Annotated in this window: 15 protein-coding genes; 11 read left to right on the forward strand and 4 right to left on the reverse strand. The window is 63.3% G+C overall.

The window, feature by feature from the left end; genetic code table 11:
- Nucleotides 1–267 precede the first annotated feature (267 nt).
- Entirely contained in the window at nucleotides 268–672 is a 405-nt protein-coding gene (locus ACW17U_RS18190) for a response regulator (RefSeq protein ID WP_492054267.1), read from the reverse strand.
- Nucleotides 673–1,003: 331 nt separating this feature from the next.
- Between ACW17U_RS18190 and ACW17U_RS18195 the strand changes: the two genes are divergently transcribed.
- The 3 genes from ACW17U_RS18195 (at nucleotide 1,004) to ACW17U_RS18205 (ending at nucleotide 4,726) form a co-directional block, all read left to right on the forward strand.
- Nucleotides 1,004–1,459, forward strand: a complete 456-nt coding sequence (locus tag ACW17U_RS18195; protein ID WP_158273157.1) for a response regulator — start codon at nucleotides 1,004–1,006, stop codon at nucleotides 1,457–1,459.
- Between the two features lie 92 nt (nucleotides 1,460–1,551).
- Complete coding sequence (locus ACW17U_RS18200; RefSeq protein ID WP_492054268.1) at nucleotides 1,552–4,311, forward strand: PAS domain S-box protein; 2,760 nt, start codon at nucleotides 1,552–1,554, stop codon at nucleotides 4,309–4,311.
- Nucleotides 4,298–4,726, forward strand: a complete 429-nt coding sequence (locus ACW17U_RS18205) for a response regulator transcription factor (protein WP_492054269.1) — start codon at nucleotides 4,298–4,300, stop codon at nucleotides 4,724–4,726. Before ACW17U_RS18200 ends, ACW17U_RS18205 begins: the two co-directional genes overlap by 14 nt.
- Here the strand turns inward: ACW17U_RS18205 and ACW17U_RS18210 are convergent.
- Nucleotides 4,723–5,367 (reverse strand): response regulator transcription factor, encoded by a 645-nt coding sequence (locus tag ACW17U_RS18210; protein WP_492054270.1) that lies wholly within the window; start codon nucleotides 5,365–5,367, stop codon nucleotides 4,723–4,725. The two genes, ACW17U_RS18205 and ACW17U_RS18210, sit on opposite strands and share 4 nt — an antisense overlap.
- 204 nt (nucleotides 5,368–5,571) lie before the next feature.
- Here ACW17U_RS18210 and ACW17U_RS18215 point away from each other — a divergent pair, with 204 nt between their 5' ends.
- The 4 genes from ACW17U_RS18215 to ACW17U_RS18230 all read left to right on the forward strand — a co-directional run bounded on the left by ACW17U_RS18215 (nucleotide 5,572) and on the right by ACW17U_RS18230 (nucleotide 7,684).
- The gene (locus tag ACW17U_RS18215; protein WP_492054271.1) at nucleotides 5,572–5,988 is read left to right on the forward strand and encodes a response regulator; all 417 of its coding nucleotides are present in this window, start codon (nucleotides 5,572–5,574) and stop codon (nucleotides 5,986–5,988) included.
- Nucleotides 5,985–6,359 carry a response regulator gene (locus ACW17U_RS18220; protein ID WP_108505461.1) on the forward strand — a complete coding sequence of 125 codons (375 nt, stop codon included), beginning with the start codon at nucleotides 5,985–5,987 and terminating at the stop codon, nucleotides 6,357–6,359. Before ACW17U_RS18215 ends, ACW17U_RS18220 begins: the two co-directional genes overlap by 4 nt.
- A complete protein-coding gene (locus tag ACW17U_RS18225; protein ID WP_492054272.1) occupies nucleotides 6,349–6,651 on the forward strand; it encodes an Hpt domain-containing protein in 303 nt (100 codons plus the stop codon). The genes ACW17U_RS18220 and ACW17U_RS18225 overlap by 11 nt, the downstream gene beginning before the upstream one ends.
- Nucleotides 6,652–7,159: 508 nt before the next feature.
- Complete coding sequence (locus tag ACW17U_RS18230; protein ID WP_492054273.1) at nucleotides 7,160–7,684, forward strand: DUF2867 domain-containing protein; 525 nt, start codon at nucleotides 7,160–7,162, stop codon at nucleotides 7,682–7,684.
- A 49-nt stretch (nucleotides 7,685–7,733) separates the two neighbouring features.
- On the opposite strand, the gene ACW17U_RS18235 is transcribed toward ACW17U_RS18230, so the two are convergent.
- Nucleotides 7,734–8,360: a TetR/AcrR family transcriptional regulator gene (locus tag ACW17U_RS18235; protein WP_492054274.1), complete on the reverse strand. Its 627-nt coding sequence runs from the start codon at nucleotides 8,358–8,360 to the stop codon at nucleotides 7,734–7,736.
- A 79-nt stretch (nucleotides 8,361–8,439) separates the two neighbouring features.
- Between ACW17U_RS18235 and ACW17U_RS18240 the strand changes: the two genes are divergently transcribed.
- From ACW17U_RS18240 to ACW17U_RS18255, 4 genes are all read left to right on the forward strand, one after another.
- Entirely contained in the window at nucleotides 8,440–9,459 is a 1,020-nt protein-coding gene (locus ACW17U_RS18240; protein WP_492054275.1) for a VOC family protein, read from the forward strand.
- Entirely contained in the window at nucleotides 9,456–10,295 is an 840-nt protein-coding gene (locus ACW17U_RS18245; protein WP_492054276.1) for a fumarylacetoacetate hydrolase family protein, read from the forward strand. Before ACW17U_RS18240 ends, ACW17U_RS18245 begins: the two co-directional genes overlap by 4 nt.
- A gap of 1 nt (nucleotide 10,296) precedes the next feature.
- On the forward strand, nucleotides 10,297–11,760 hold the full coding sequence (locus ACW17U_RS18250; RefSeq protein WP_492054277.1) for a bifunctional 3-(3-hydroxy-phenyl)propionate/3-hydroxycinnamic acid hydroxylase: 1,464 nt from the start codon (nucleotides 10,297–10,299) through the stop codon (nucleotides 11,758–11,760).
- 72 nt (nucleotides 11,761–11,832) lie between these two features.
- Complete coding sequence (locus ACW17U_RS18255; protein WP_166504289.1) at nucleotides 11,833–12,048, forward strand: hypothetical protein; 216 nt, start codon at nucleotides 11,833–11,835, stop codon at nucleotides 12,046–12,048.
- A 595-nt stretch (nucleotides 12,049–12,643) separates the two neighbouring features.
- On the opposite strand, the gene ACW17U_RS18260 is transcribed toward ACW17U_RS18255, so the two are convergent.
- Entirely contained in the window at nucleotides 12,644–12,835 is a 192-nt protein-coding gene (locus ACW17U_RS18260) for a hypothetical protein (RefSeq protein ID WP_492054278.1), read from the reverse strand.
- Nucleotides 12,836–12,869 lie beyond the last annotated feature (34 nt).

Genomic DNA, 12,869 nt, shown 5'->3' on the forward strand with positions numbered 1-12,869 from the left:
ACCGGGGGGTAGGCAAGGCCACCGCGTCGACCGGACATCACTCTTAGGCGACCTTGGGAACGGCCGCTTTCAGGCGGCGGCTAAGGTGCCGGTCAACCTGATACCTGGCCGGAAGTACCTGGTTCTTAGACAAGTTTACTTTTTCGGCGACTGGGTATTTGTAGTCTTAGTCGCTCCAGCCCAATGGAAAAATTTCCAAACGCTGATCTCGTTAGATTTCGGGTTATGGAACCATCTATTCCGCATGCTTTGAAGGATAGGCGGTCTTCAGGCCGCCTGCGCTGCATCTTGCGCGTCATCGCTCGCCACAGTGGCATCGATCAACTGGCGGACAAGTCGGGGAAGGCGGAAAGGATCGAAGGGTTTGGTAATGACGCCGATGGCGCCGGTTTCCATTAGGCTCGCCTGTTGGCGCTCGAGCGCCAGGCCAGTAATGTAAATGATCGGCGGCGGATTATCGCTGGTCGCCTTTAGCTGGGCAATGAGATCTGCCGCACAGATGCCTGGCATTACCGCGTCGAGCAAAATGACATCATATTTTTCGTCGCGAATGAGGCGAATGGCTTCATTCGTATCGGATGTCACTCGAACAATAGATTCGAAATCTATCTCGAAACTGATGGAAACCAACTCAAGCAGTATTTTATCGTCATCGATATATAAAGCTCGCATAGGTCTAAGGCCTTGGCTTCAGATAACATTAACCCATAACAAGCGATCTCACTCCACGGCTATAGGTACTTTAACCTAATTCATTAGCCATATTGGGCGGCAAATTGTCGCAAAGCCGGCCCGCAGTGATCACCTCTTCAGGTGGCGCTCCGCCATTGTGATTAGCCGCATTCGGAGGCCGGGGCCTTTCTCGCGCAGGCCCAGGCGGCCTGCCGCCTGGTTCGATCCTGACGCCATAGGCGCAATGACGCAGTGACCGGTGATGGCCTTGGCGTTAAGCATAAACACGGAGAACATTACCAATGCTCAAACGCCTAGCGCGAGGCTGAAGTTGCCCAAGACGATCTTCGCCATCGACGATGATCCGCTGATGCTCGAGATCCTGACGCAGGTTCTTTCGCCCCCAGCCTATGAGCTGATTGGGGCCATGAGCGGCCAGGGCGGATTGGACAAGGTCTTTCGGACACCGCCAGATCTCGTACTGCTCGATCTGGGGCTTCCGGACCTGCCCGGCATGACGGTGCTCGAGGCCCTCAAGCACCGGTCTGATTGGTCAAGGGTTCCGATCGTGATGCTAACAGCCGACAATGCAATCGAACCCATAGTCAGGGCCCGCGACCTGGGCGCCCGTGGCTATCTCTGCAAGCCCATCTCAGCCGTTGGATTTGCCGGCGTTGTCGCCGATTTGATGACAAGCTCGGATGTTGTCTGGCTTGATGACATCACGCGACTGAGGCGGGCGAGGGTATCTGATCGCGTCGGGTTGTCCCATCCTCATCGCGGCTAATTGTCGTAGGCCAGTATTAACCTTAAGGCGCGACCTTGTGCGGAGGGTTGGGCCGAAAAGGGAAGGTTGTGGCTTTGGACGAGATAGCGCGCTTGGAAGCCCTGCGGGCATTAGGCGTGATGGACACGGCGCCAGAAGAGCGGTTCGACCGGCTCACCGCGCTCGCGAGCGATCTATTCGATGCGCCGATCGCCCTGGTTTCCCTCGTCGACGATCACCGGCAATGGTTCAAGTCGCGCGTCGGCCTTGAGGCCTGCTCAACTGACCGCTCGTTGGCCTTCTGCGCCCATGCGATTGAGATGGGGCCTGGTGCGGTAATGGTGGTTGAGGACGCCACCTTGGACCCGCGTTTCGCGGCCAATGCACTCGTGACCCAAGCGCCTGATATCCGGTTCTATATGGGCGCCACGCTCACGACCGCTGACGACTTCAACCTCGGGACGCTCTGCGTTATCGACACCAAACCCCGTCCGACGCCCTCTGAACGCGATCAGCGACGCCTGCGCCAACTCGCACAGGTCGTCGTCGACGAACTCATGTTGGGACAAGTGGTGCGGCAAGTGGAGGAAAAACAAACGCTTCTGCGCATGGCCGAAACCATGTCCGGGGTGGGTCACTGGCACCTCGACATAACCAGCGGCAAGGTCGACTGGTCTGATGCAGTTTACGCTATCCATGGCGTTAGCCGTGACGCGTTTGATCCCAATCTGGGCGACGCCCTGCAATTCTATCATCCCGAAGATCGCGAAACCGTCGAGAATCACATCGCTGAGGCCATAGCGAGTAGAACCGGCTTTCGGTTTCAACTGCGCCTTCAGCGTCCCGACGGTGAAATCCGTCATGTCATGTCAAAAGCCGTCTGCGAGCTTGGAGCGCTTGGCGAGCCTCTCGCCCTGTTTGGGCTCTTTCAGGACGTCAGCGAGCATCAAACTCGCCTCGATCGCGCGCGCATAAGCGAGGCCCGCTATCGCCTGCTCGCCGACAACGCCGGCGATGTGATCGCCCTCTATGACCGGCAAGGCGGGGGGCTGTATTCCTCGCCGGCCCTCGAAAGGCTACTTGGATACGCCGCAGGCGAAGTGAAGGGGATGAGCGCGTCCGACTTCCTTCACCCCGACGATCAGCAAACCGTCAGGGCGGCCTTTTCAGCCCTGGCTCAGGGTCAGGCCGAGGCTACGGTCCAGCACCGCTCTCGACACAAGCTGGGTCACTATGTCTGGGTCGAGACAAACCTGCGCTCCATTCAAAATGGGTCTGAAGGGCAGGCGTCAGTTCTGGGTGTGTCTCGTGACATCACGGAGCGCAAGGCGCTCGAAGCCGAGACCCTTGTCGCCCGCGATCAGGCGCGCGAGCAGGCCCAAAGAGCGCTTCTGGCCGAGGACATCGCCGGGGTTGGCTACTGGCGGGTCGATCTGGCGACAAACCATCTCTTCCTGTCGCCCAAGATGTACAAGATCTACGGCATTGAGGATGATCAAGCGCCCGTAGCAGATGATCTTACCGCCCAACTCCATCCAGACGAACAGGCCGGGGAACTGGCGCGACTCGCTCGCCGGCTTAAGACTGGAGAGCCGGAACTCGACACCGTTTTCAGGATCATCCGTAAGGACGGTGCTGTGCGCCACCTGCGCGGAAGCTCGATCATTGAAAGGGGCCCGGATGGGGCTCGTAGGGCGGTTTTGGGAACCGTTATCGACATCACTGAAATCATCGAGGCCCGTGCGGCCGCTGAGGCGTCGGCGGCCGCCAAGACCGACTTCCTTGCCAATATGAGCCATGAATTGCGAACGCCCCTGACCTCGGTCCTGGGCTTTAGCCGCCTGATCAAGGAGCAGCCCGAACTGTCGACCAACACGCGCCGCTTCGTGGATCGCGTGATGAATGCGGGCGCGGCGCTGCTCGCAACAGTCAACGATATCCTCGATTTTTCAAAGCTCGAGGCCGGGCAAATCGAGGTCAAGCGCCAGCCAGCTAGCCCTTTGGCGGTCCTGAGCCAAACCGTAGAACTCTTCGGCGTTCAGGCTGAAGAGAAGGGCCTGGCTATGCGGTTGGACGTTGCCGAGGGCTTCCCCGACACCGTGATTCTGGATGCGGATCGCCTACGCCAGGTGCTGCTCAATCTGGTCGGAAATGCCGTGAAGTTCACTGAGGCCGGCGAAGTGCGGATTGAGGCAAGCTATCACGACGAAGCCCTCTACGTCGCCGTCATCGATACGGGGGCGGGGATTGCGCCAGAGTTGCAGGCCAAGCTTTTCCAGCGCTTTTCGCAGGTCGACGCGTCGGCGACACGTTCGCATGGCGGCACGGGTTTGGGCCTGGCGATCTGCAAGGGTCTTGTTGCGGCGATGGGCGGCGAGATCGGCCTGACAAGCGAAGTCGGCCACGGCGCGCATTTTCACTTCTCGATCCCGGCGCCAAGAGCCGCAATGATCGTCCCGCCTGAAGATGCCGAAGCCGCTAGGGCGCTTCCGGTCGGCTGCAGAGTGCTGGTCGCCGACGACAACACCGCCAACCTTGATCTGGTCGGGGCAGTACTCCGAGAGCTGGGCGTCGAAGTCACGACGGCATGTGATGGACAATCTGCCCTGGATATAGCCTCAGGCGCACCCTTTGATGCGATCCTGTTGGATCTGCGAATGCCCGGGCTAGACGGTCCTGCGACGGCGAGCGAGATCCGAAATGGCGGCGGCGCCAATGCGGAAGTTCCCATTCTGGCCTTCTCCGCCGACGTTACCAGCCCCTTGGACACGGCTCTATTCGATGGCTTGATCGCCAAGCCTATCGACCCAGCCGCGCTCTTGCTTGCACTATCGGCTGTTTTTGAGCAGGAGGCTGAACTTGCGCCAGCCTGATCGCAACCCGTCCAGGATCTTCGTGGCTGATGATGATCGCGCGATCCTCGACCTGATTACCACCCGGCTTGATCTTGCAGGTTATCATACGGTGCAGGCCCGGGACGGATGGGCGGCGCTCGAAGGCATCTACGCGTCGCGGCCGGCTGCCGTCGTATTGGATATCGGCATGCCGCGACTTGATGGCCTTGGCGTGCTGCGCCACCTGCGCAAAACGCCGAGCTTCGCCAGTTTGCCCGTTATGATGGTCACAGCGCGCAATACGCCGATGGAGGTGCGCAGCGCGATGGAGCTCGGCGCCAGAGACTTCCTGGCAAAGCCCTTCGAGGACGCTCAGCTCCTGTCGCGCGTTGCGCGCATGCTCAGGCGCCGTCCGCCGCCAGGGCAAAAGGATCCGGTCATCCTGTCGTGCTAGCCCTCGGCGCCGAACGGTCGCGAGTCCAAACCGCACAGGGTCGCCATCCGCACCAGATGACCCAGCCTTGCGGCGCCCATCTTCAACATCAGCGCCCGGCGGTGGGCTTCCACAGTCCGTGCGCTGATGCCCAGCCCGTCAGAAATCTGGCGTCCGGTGCGCCCCTGACCGATTTCCACAAGGATTTCCAACTCTCTTGCGGTCAGGGTCTGCAGCCGCTGCCTGACCCTGTCTCTCTCGGCGGCCGTCGCGGGATCCTCCGGCGGTGGATCGTTGAGCGAGCGGACGGCATCGACCAAGCGAGCAAGATCTTCGGTTTTTTCAAAGAAGTCGCGCGCGCCGGCCTTCATGGCGCTAACGGCCAGCGCCACGTTTGCATGCGCTGTGACAACCACTACCGTGATCTTCGGAGCCTGCGCGCGAAGGGCCTCTGTCAAAGCCACGCCGTCCATGGGCGACATGCGTACGTCGGTTACAACGCACCCGACCGCATCGGCCGGCAGGCGCCTCAAAAGGTCACGCGCCGCGCCAAAGGTTTCCACGGAAAACTCCGCTGGCGGAAAATGGGCAGCGATCACGTCGCGCATCAGCGCGTCGTCATCGACAATATAGACCTGCCGCTGGCCTCCCGGGTTCGTCATCCGCTTACTCTATCAGGGTTTCGGGGCGCCGCACTGCGCCACGCCACATCTCTCCGTTTGGGGCTGCGGCCAGCAGAGCGCGCACATACAACCAGCCATTGGATGAGCCTATCGGTACAATTACCTAGCAACAACCGGCAATTGTGCGAGGCCATCTATCGTCGTTCAAGTGAGGGCGGGTGGTGCCGTCCACGAGAACAATCTATGTCCACGATCCTCACTTTAGACGATGACATACTGTTCTGTGAATTTATTCACGATGTGTTGGTTCAGGACGGTCACTCAGTAGTTATCGCCTATAATGGCGAAGAGGGTCTGGGTAGGCTCGCGCGCCAAACCTTTGACCTCGTGCTAACCGACATCGATATGCCGATCATGGATGGCCTTGAATTTTTGCGGCGAGCCAGAGCCCTGCCTTGCGGGTTTGAGCTACCCTTCATCTTGCTGACAGGCCGACGCCGCGAGCAGGTCATGTTTGCGGGAAGCGTCATAGAAGGGGTGCCGTTCCTGCAAAAGCCAGTAACACCCGGAACAATCTCCAAAGCGGTTCGCGCAACGCTCGATGATTTTGCCCGAGTGCGCGAAGGCCTCGGCGGTCAAAGAGGTGGAATCCTTCAGTGAACGTTCTCTATGTCGATGATGAAGGAGACCTGCGCGAGCTCGCACAGTTTTCGCTGGAATTGGACCCCGGGATGCGGGTGACGACTGCGGCTTCCGGTGCCGCAGCCCTGGAGCACCTGCGCGAAGCCGCCGTTGATGTTGTGCTGCTGGACGTGATGATGCCGAAGATGGATGGACCCGCCGTGCTTGCGACGCTGCGCGCGGAAATCGGGGCCAGTCCGCCGGTCATATTCGTGACAGCCCGGGCATTACCCAATGAGCGTCGACGACTGCTCGACCTGGGGGCGCTTGACGTCATTGCCAAGCCGTTCGATCCGACACTGCTGGCTCAGGACGTGCGCGCCGCGCTTGCGGGCCGCCATGGTCAATGATCCGCTTGCGCCCCTGCGGGCTCGTTTTACGCAAAGGTGCGTGGACGATATTGCTACGCTCCGCTCGCTTTTGGACCAGGACGCAGTCGTTCGCCGTGAGCCGCTGCGCATGCTGGTCCACGGCCTCTCCGGCATAGCCGGCAGCTTCGGACACGCCTCGCTGAGCGCCCTGGCCGGCGATATGGACTATGCCCTCACCGAGGATCAGCTGGTGACCGACGAGAAGCTCTCCGAACTTGTGACGGCTCTGGAGCGGATCATCAGCGAGGCTTTGGGCTCAGAGGAACCATGATTGTTCGCCAAGCTCTCTCGCGGTGTGTGCTCATAGCCACCGCTCCGCAGTTTTCAGCGCTTATGAGCCCGCCCTGCGCTGATCGAGCTGCGCGGAGGTCCTATATGGGTATAGCGCAGGTCGCATTTTTCGTGTTTCCCACGTCAAAGCGCATAACTTAGGAACGGCCGATCCAGTCATTTCGGCCGGTCTGGGAAGTATATGGGTGCAATCAGCTGACAGCGCCAAAAACACGCTAAATTGATATGAATATTGAGCTTTTCAGCTTTGCTTGACTAGATTTCGTAATGATGGGGTCAGGTGTTCGAGTCACCTAAGCGGCACCACCACCCTGTTCGCCACCGGTCGCCGGTGTGTAGACATGCTCCGAAAGCGCTGTAGAGCTGTGGATTGTCGGTCAAGGTCAGGGCGCAGGCCGCCCGGGCCGAGAACCGCGGCCCCTACTGGGCGATGTCTGGGGCTTGCAGTCTTCAAGCCGGGCTCAAGCGCCAGACCGGAGGTTTGAGTCATGACCAGGGTTCAGAGCACGGCGTTTCCCGACAGCTCGCGGCTGGCCGAGATCTTTCCGACCGGGGCCTGGTTTCAGGACAGCTATGTCGCGCCCCTGACCCGCAGCGACCTGTCGATGCCCGATCTGTTCTTCGCCATTTTTGCCCATCATCCGGACTGGCTGAAGGCCCTGCTGATGGTCCGCAACCGGGTGGCGGCGCGCTTTGGGCTGGAGGTGCCCAGCGATGCCGATATCCGCAACCCGGTGCAACGCGCAGACTATCGGGTGGGCGAGACCATCGGCCCCTGGCCGATCTTTGCGCTCTGGCCCGAGGAACTGGTCGCGGGTCGCGACAATGGCCACCTGAATTTTCGCCTGTCCATATCCCGCCAGATGGGACCGGGCGGCCCGACGGTTACGGTCAGCACCGTCTGCCATCCACATGGACTGGCCGGAAAGGCCTATCTGCTGGCGGTTGCGCCGTTCCACAAGCTCGGCGTCAGGGGCCTGCTCGCCGACGCTGCGGCGCACGGCCGGATCTAGGCCGGGGCGCTCAACCTGAACTGAGCCCCGACCTTCGACCGGCCGGGCGTCAGAGGTTCTGGCAGGACCTGTCGGCAAGCTCCGCGCCGAGATCACGGTCAACGCCCAGGCCCGTGAGTCCGAGGATCATCATCTCGCGAATGCGCAGTCGCGTTTCCGGTAGGGCTTCCGGGGTGTCCAGAAGGCTGGCCATCAGCACCTGGCAGAGGCCGAGCCAGTAGAGAACGCCGGAGCCCCTAGCGTCCGGGCTGATCAGGCCCAGCCGGCCAGCGTCGTCGAAGTCTTCGGCCACCCCCTTGTTCAGCGGATGCGACCGGGCCGTGGCAGCGCTGGGGTCACGCAGCAGGACCGCTGCGCGCTTGGGATTGTGGATCGCGAAGGCCGCCCCGATCCGCATGCCGTTGGTGATGCGCTCGACGGGGTTGGCTACCCCGGCATTGGCCCGCGACACATGGTCTTCGATCTCGAGCCGCACCTCCGAGGCGATGGCGGCGGCGAAGGCCTGCTTGTCGGCGAAGTGGTTGAAGAAGCTTCCCTTGGCCACACCGGCCCGGGCCACGACATCATCGATGGGGATCGCGTCGATCGGTCTGGCGGCCAGGAGATCGAAGCCGGCGGCGATGAGCGCGCTTCGGGTGCGGACGGCGCGGGGCGACAGATCGGGACGGGCCTGCATGGTCCGAGTCTAGTTGACTATCTGGTCACTTGCAATCAAAGTGACCAGATAGTCAACTTGGAGGGGTGGGGCGCGCGATATGTCGGTCATCAGGATTGAGGATATTGCCCATGTCCGCTTTGCCGCGCCGGATCTCGGCGTCATGCGGGCCTTCCTCGAAGATTTCGGGCTGCAGGTCCTTGAGGCCGACGGTCGGCTTTACGGCCGGGGCCTCGATGGCCGCCCGTTCCTGCATGTGACGGAGACCGGCCCGGCCCGGTTCCTCGCCGTCGGCTTCAGGGCCGAGTCCCTGGCCGATCTCGAGACTCTGGCGGCGCATGAGGGCGTTCCGCTCGAGGATCTCCGTGAACCCGGCGGCGGCAAGATCCTCCGGCTGACCGATCCGGACGGCTATCGGGTCGAGGTCGTTGCGGGGCAGGCGAGGGAGGCTGCGGCCAGTCTGCCGGTCGAACTGCCGCGGAACACGGCGGCGGCCAGGCCCAGGGCCAATACGACCATCCGGCTGCAGGCTGCGCCGGCCCATGTGGTGCGGCTGGGCCATGCTGTGCTCAAGGTGCGCGACTTTCATCGTTCGGAGCGCTGGTACAAGGACCGCTTCGGTTTCCTGACCTCCGACGAGGTCGAGGCGGCTGAGAATGTGCCGGTCGGGGCCTTCATGCGGTGCGACCGGGGCGACACGCCGACCGACCACCATACCCTGTTCCTCGCCCAGCTGCCGGGCCCGGTCGGACTGCTGCATGCGGCCTTCGAGGTCGCTAGTTTCGATGACCTGATGGTGGGCCACCAGTATCTGAAGTCGCGCAAGCGCCAGTCGGCCTGGGGCGTCGGCCGCCACATCATGGGCAGCCAGGTCTTCGACTACTGGAAGGATCCGTTCGGCAACGAACTGGAGCACTGGACCGACGGCGATCTCTTCACGGCCGGGGATCCGCCCCAGAAACAGCCCATGAGCGCCCTGCTGTCGGTGCAGTGGGGCAGCCCCCATCCGATGTTCGCGGGCAGGCGGCCACCGCCCCCCGGCCTCGTCTCCTTCGTCACCGCCATGCTGTTGCGCCTTGAGCGCCTGTTCCGCCGCAAAGCCCCGGAGTCCGCCGCATGAAACTGGCCACCTATACCGTCGAGGGCCGCACCCGCACCGGGATCGTCGTCGGCGACACCGTGATCGACACCGGGATCGCCGGCACCATGATCGACCTGATCCGCGACTGGGACACCCACCGCCCGGCCCTTGAGGCCAGGGCCGCGGCCGGCGGTGGTCTGCCCCTGTCGGCGGTGAAGCTGGAAGCGCCGGTGCCGCGCCCGGGCAAGATCTGGGCGATCGGTCTCAACTATGCCGACCACATCGCCGAGTCGAACATGGAGACGCCGCAGCGCCAGGTCTGGTTCACCAAGGCCCAGACCAGCGTCAACGGACCCCATGACGCGATCGAGATCGCCAGGGGCACAATGACTGCCGACTATGAGGTCGAGCTCGTCGCCATCGTCGGAAAGGGCGGCAAGCACATCTCGGCTGCGGACGCTCCGGCCGCCATCTTCGGCTACTGCGTCGGCAATGATGTCACCGAGCGGCTGTGGCAGCACGCCGGGCCGCAATGGTCGCTGGGCAAGAGCTTTGACACCCATGCGCCCATGGGGCCCTGGATCGTCACCGCCGATGAGGTCGGTGATCCCCACGCCCTGGGTCTGCGCTGTTTCGTCAATGGCGAGAAGCGGCAGGACTCCAGTACCAGCCATCTGGTCTTCAACATCTGGCAGCAGGTCGAGCATCTGTCCGTCGGCATGACCCTGGAGCCCGGCGACTGTCTGTTCACGGGCACGCCGGGCGGGGTGGGCGCGGCCATGGATCCCCGTCAGTTCCTGAAGCCCGGCGACATCGTGCGCTGCGAGATCGACGGGCTCGGTCACATCGAGGCCGCCATGGTGGCCGAGGCCTGAGGTGGCAGACCTTGATTGTGATGTCCTGATCGCCGGCGGCGGACCCACGGGCGTGACCCTGGCCATCCTGCTGGCCCGGCGGGGCGTCAGGGTCAGGGTCGCCGAGAAGGCCGCGGCGATCTTTCCGCTGCCACGCGCCGCCCATATCGACCACGAGGGCCTGCGCATCCTGCAGGCGGCCGGCGCGGCCGAAGCGGTCTTCGCCACCAGCCGTCGCGTCGCCCGCTATGACTTCCTCAATGCCCGCCGCAAGGTCCTGATGCGCTTCGAGGGCGCCGACCGGATCGGGGCCGGGGGCTGGCCCAGTGCCAACATGATCCATCAGCCCTCGGTCGAAACCGCCCTGCGCCGGTCGCTGTCGGGTCAGCTCCTGGCCGATCTGCAGCAGGGCTGGGAGGTGCGCTCCTTCGTCGAGGACGCTACCGGCATCACCACCGAGATCGCCACGGCGGAGGGCCTCCGCAGGGTTCGCAGCCGCTATCTGGTCGGTGCCGATGGTGCCCGGTCGCCGGTCCGCACGGCGGCCGGCATCGCCTTCGAGGACCTGCGCTTCGAGGAGCCTTGGCTGGTAGTCGACGTCCTGGTCGATGATGCGTCCAGACTGCCCTCCGCCAACCTGCAGATCTGTGACCCCAAACGCCCGACCACCTGTGTCCTGATGGGCGAGGGCCGTCACCGGTGGGAGTTCATGATCCTGCCCGGCGAAACCCCGGAGCAGGTGCTGGACGACGCCTTCATCGAGGCCTTGCTGGAACCCTGGGACGTCAGGGGCGCGATCCGGATCGAGCGGAAGGCGGTCTATATGTTCCGCGCCCGCATCGCCGACCGGTGGCGCAGGGGAAGGGTGCTGCTGGCCGGGGATGCCGCGCACCAGACGCCGCCCTTTGCCGGCCAGGGCCTGTGCTCGGGCCTGCGCGACGCCTCAAACCTGGCCTGGAAACTGGCGGCCGTCTTCAAGGCGGGCGCGCCGGAAAGCCTGCTCGACACCTATCAGCCCGAGCGCGGCCCGCATCTGCGCGCCACGATCGACATGGCGATCATGATGGGGCGGATGGTCTGCATGACCCGTCCCTGGTCTGCCCTGGTGCGGGATCTGACCATTGCCCTGGGGCGGATCATGGGCAAGCTGCCGGCCGGGCCGCCGGACTATCCCGCCATCGCCACCGGCGCGATCCTGGCGGGCAGTCCGGGTGCCGGGTCCTATTTTCCGCAGCCCCTCTCGGCAGAGGGGACGCGCCTCGACGACCGGCTGGGCCAGGGTCCCTGGCTGCTGTCCCGCCAGGACCTGCAAACCCCGGATCTGAGCGCCTTTGCCGAGCCGCTCACCCGGTGGCTTGACCATCACGGGGCCGAGGCGGTGCTGGTCCGGCCGGACCGCTATGTTTTCGGCACCGGCCCGCCCGACTTCCTGCGCAAGGCCTGGGCCGCATCCTGGGGCCGTCTCGGAGCCAATGCCGCAGCGTGACCGCTAGGCCGCTGCGCGCCGTCGCCGGCGTCGATCTGGCGAGCGATCGGGCTTTTCGGGTGCCCGGAGTCTATGCGCCGTATCTGGATGTCGTGTTTTCTGGTCCCGCAGGCTTGCGCTCCGATGGTTTTGTCATGGAAGGTGGCTAAGCCTTTGACAGGCGAGGGGACTGAACGCGTGCTGCTGGCCGGAATCGTCATCCTGGGCTTGGTGTTGCTGCTGCTCTGGCCGAGCGTCGAGCGTCCGCTGCTGCGCGCCTTGCGACACCTGCGGCGTCGCCGGCCCTGAGGCTGGCCTGTGGCCCCCCGGTCACAACAGCAAGGTTTGTCGCGCGGACCTGGTGGCTGACTCGCGCCAAGAGCGAATAAAGCAACGCCCTTCAGCCGGCAGGACGGCCGCGGGTCTCCCCGGCAGGGTGTATTGTGCAATTTCCGTGACGTTATTGCGGCCTGTTCGCTCAAGTTTCGCGCTGAACAGGGGTCAAACAGGCCAGTTTGCAGCTCTCACCCTAAACTTGCAGAAAGACACTGGAGCGGTCTTCGCTGTTGCGATATAGGTTAGGCTGCAATTAATTTATTGTCCTGGGGACCGTCATGTCGAAGCATTTTTTGAGCGCCGTAGTGCTGAGTGTGGCGATGGTGGCCGGTCCTGTAGGGTCGGGCGTGGTGTTCGCTCAGCCGACTCCCGCGACTCCGGCGGCGACGCAGGCCGCTGCACTGAAGGCTGCAATTTCAACAGCGGCCCAAGCGGCCGCCAAGGCGCCCGGGTTTAACACGCTTACGCGGGCGCAAAAGCTGGCTGCGGTCCAGGCTGCCGTGAAGGCGGCGCTCGAAAATTCGGATGCCCCTCCTGCGGCCAAGGAAGCCGCCTTGGTGGCTGCCGTTCAATCGAACATCATCAGTCCGGCTGTGGCCGTGGCGACGGCCGCAACCGTTTCGCCGACATCGGCTGCAGCCGTGGCGTCAAACCCTTCCATTTCGACCGCAATCACGACGGCGACCGCCACGACCAGCACGACGGCGGCCATCAGCGTGCTGACCAGCCTTGTGGCCTCAGTTGCGCCGGCCCCAGACACGAATACGGTCGCCCCTGCGGCTCCGACGGTGCCA

This window comes from Caulobacter sp. AVps16 (genome assembly GCF_058681455.1).